At 67.8% G+C, this 3,115-nt stretch carries 2 protein-coding genes; both read right to left on the bottom strand.

What is annotated here, in order from left to right; translation table 11 throughout:
- Nucleotides 1-2,060, bottom strand: a 2,060-nt coding sequence (locus ACK42S_RS16830) for an efflux RND transporter permease subunit (RefSeq protein WP_409710253.1), incomplete at its 3' end; no start/stop codon positions are given.
- Between the two features lie 21 nt (nucleotides 2,061-2,081).
- Nucleotides 2,082-3,115 (bottom strand): efflux RND transporter periplasmic adaptor subunit (locus ACK42S_RS16825; protein WP_409710250.1); only part of this gene is annotated, 1,034 nt, incomplete at its 5' end.

Genomic DNA, 3,115 nt, shown 5'->3' with positions numbered 1-3,115 from the left:
AACTGCACCGGATAGGGCACCGGCGGACCGTTGGGCAGCAGCTTCACACGGCCGCGCACCTCCGGGAACTCCTCGGCCAGCACGGCCGGCAATCGGCGCCGCAGGTCCTCGCGGGCCGACAGGTCCTTGGGCATCACGATCATCTGGCTGACGTTGGACTGCGGGAAGATCTGGTCGAGCACGAGCGCGAAGCGCGGCACACCGCTGCCCACCCAGGTGCTCACGCTGGCCACACCCTCCTCCTTCATCAGCCGGGCCTCGACGCGACGCGCCACGTCCTCGGTGGCCTGATAGGAGGACCCTTCGGGCAGCCAGAGGTCCACCAGCACCTCCAGCCGGTTGGAATCCGGGAAGAACTGCTGCTGCACACGGCCCATGCCCACCACGCCCAGCACGAGCGACAGCACGGTCAGGCCGATCGTGATCCAGCGGTGCCGGACGCACCAGCCCACCACGCGACGGAAACGGTTGTAGAACGGCGTGTCGAAGAGTTCGTGAGGCTGCTCACCGGCCTGGGCGCGTGTCTTGAGCAGCACCGTGCCCAGGTAGGGCACGAAGTAGACCGACACGAGCCAGGAGATCACGAGCGCGGCGGCCGTGACGGCAAAGATCGCGAAGGTGTATTCACCCACGGCCGACTTGGCCATGCCGATGGGCAGGAAGCCCACGGCGGTGATCAGGGTGCCAGTGAGCATGGGCATGGCGGTGATCTCATAGGCGGCGGTGGCAGCGCGCAGCTTGTCGTAGCCCTCCTCCAGCTTGCGCACCATCATTTCGACGGCGATGATGGCGTCGTCCACCAGCAGGCCCAGCGCAATGATCAGCGAGCCCAGCGAGATCTTGTGCAGTCCCACGCCCCAGTAGAACATCGTGACAAAGGTGATGGCCAGCACCAGCGGGATGGTGATGGCCACCACCATGCCCGGACGCCAGTCCAGCCGCAGCGGCCGCATGTGCAGGCCCAGGCTGATGAAGCTCACTGCCAGCACGATCACCACGGCCTCGATCAGCACCTTGATGAACTCGTTGACCGACCGCGAGACCACCGTGGACTGATCCTGGAACTGCGTCATCTCGATGCCCACGGGCAGCTCGGCGCGGATCCGCCCCACAGCGGCCTCCAGTTCGCGGCCCAGTCGGATGATGTCGCCGCCCTTGGCCATTGAGACCCCCAGGGCCAACACCTCCTGCCCCTGGTGGCGCACCTTGACCTGCGGCGGATCGACGTAGCCGCGGCGCACCTCGGCGATGTCGCCGAGCCGCAGGGTGTTGCCCGCTGCACGGATGGGAAGGGCACGCAACTCCTCCTCGGAGTTGAAGGGTCCGCCCACGCGCAACTGCACCTGATCGGTGGGCAGGGTGACGACGCCGGCCGATTCGACGGCGTTTTGCTGGCCGAGCTGCGCGATCACCTGATTGAAGTCCAGCCCCAGTTGCGCCAAACGCGCCTGCGAGACCTCGATGTAGATCTTCTCGTCTTGCGCGCCGAAGATCTCGACCTTGGCCACATCCGGCACACGCAGGAGTTGTTGCCGGACCCGGTCGGCGTGCTCCTTCAGTTCGCGCGGGCTGAAGCCATCGGAGGACAGGGCATAGATCGCCCCGTACACATCGCCGAACTCGTCATTGAAGAAGGGCCCGATCACGCCCTGCGGCAAGGTGCCGCGCATGTCGTTCACCTTCTTGCGCGTCTGGTACCAGATCTGCTGCAGCTGCTCCGGCGGCGAGGAGTCGGCCACCTGGAAGATGATCAGCGTCTCCCCCGGCTTGGAGTAGCTGCGGATGATGTCCGCATAGGGAACTTCCTGCAGTGTGCGCTCGATCTTGTCAGTGACCTGGTCGGCGATCTGCTGTGCGGTGGCACCCGGCCAGTAGGCGCGCACCACCATGGCGCGGAAGGCGAACGGCGGATCCTCGTCCTGCCCGAGCTGGAAATAGGCCGCAAAGCCCAGCACCATCAGCACCACGAGCAGGTAGCGTGTGAGCGCCGAATGCTCGAGCGCCCAGCGGGAAATGTTGAAGCGGCGCTCACCCGAGGCCGGCAAGTGCAGTGAACTCACGGAAGACCTCGACGTCAAGGCTCAGGGGGTGTTGGGCGATGTGGCGGCCACAGCGCCAGATGGGGCCGTCGATGCCGCCGGCTTGGTCGCCTCGTGGTAGATCCTGACGCGCTGCCCCGGGTTGAGGACATGCACGCCCGCGGTCACGACCATCTGGCCCGGCGCCAGTCCGCTGCGGATGACCACTTCGTTGCCGTCCGCCCCGGCCAGTTCCACGGGATGCAGGTTCACCGTCATGGTGTCGGGGTCGAGCACCCACACCTGGGTACGACCCTGGTGCTCGCGCAGGGCCGACAGCGGCAGCTTGGCCACACCGGCCTGGGCCGGGCCCTCGATCACCACGGTGGCGGTGCGCCCCAGCGGTACCGATGCTTGGCCCAGATCCGCCTTGACCGTGTAGGTGCGCGTGACCGGATCGGCCGCCGCCGCCACCTCCCGGATGCGCGCTTCGATGGTGCGCCCTTCCTGTCCCCACAGGTGCACCTGCACCGGCGTGCCGGCCGCAGCCAGCGCACGCAAGGCTTCGAGCCGGTCCTCGGGCACGGCGAACACGGCATCTCGCGGGCCGTCGTGTGCCAGCCGAAGCACCGGGGTCCCGGCACCCAGCACCATGCCGGGTTCGGCTTCGATGCCGGTGACGACACCCGGCACATCGGCCACCAGCCTGGCGTAGGCCGCCTGGTTGCCCTGCACGTTTGCCTGCGCCTGGGCCTGGGCCCATTGGGCCCGTGCCGCCTTGAGGGCCGTCTCGCGGCGCTCCAGTTCGGCCGAACTGATGAAGCCCTGGGCCCGCAACTCGGTGAAGCGCCTGAAGTCAGCCTCGGCCTGCTCGAGGTTGGCCTGGGCCGCCGACACAGCGGCACGCGCGGCCTGCTCGCCCAAACGCAGATCCTGGGCGTCCAGCAGGGCCAGCACCTGGCCGGCACGTACCGTGTCACCCAGATTCACGTGGCGTTGCACCATCTTGCCGGCCACCCGGAAGCCCAGCCGCGACTCGGTGCGGGCCCGCACCTCGGCTGCGTATTCCTGCCTGCCGGTCGCCGACCGCGGGGCCA

This window comes from Caldimonas sp. (assembly GCF_046289365.1).
Lineage (GTDB): Bacteria > Pseudomonadota > Gammaproteobacteria > Burkholderiales > Burkholderiaceae_C > Caldimonas.
The sequence above is the reverse complement of the archived record's forward strand: the minus strand, read 5'-3'. Positions and strand labels throughout refer to the sequence as shown.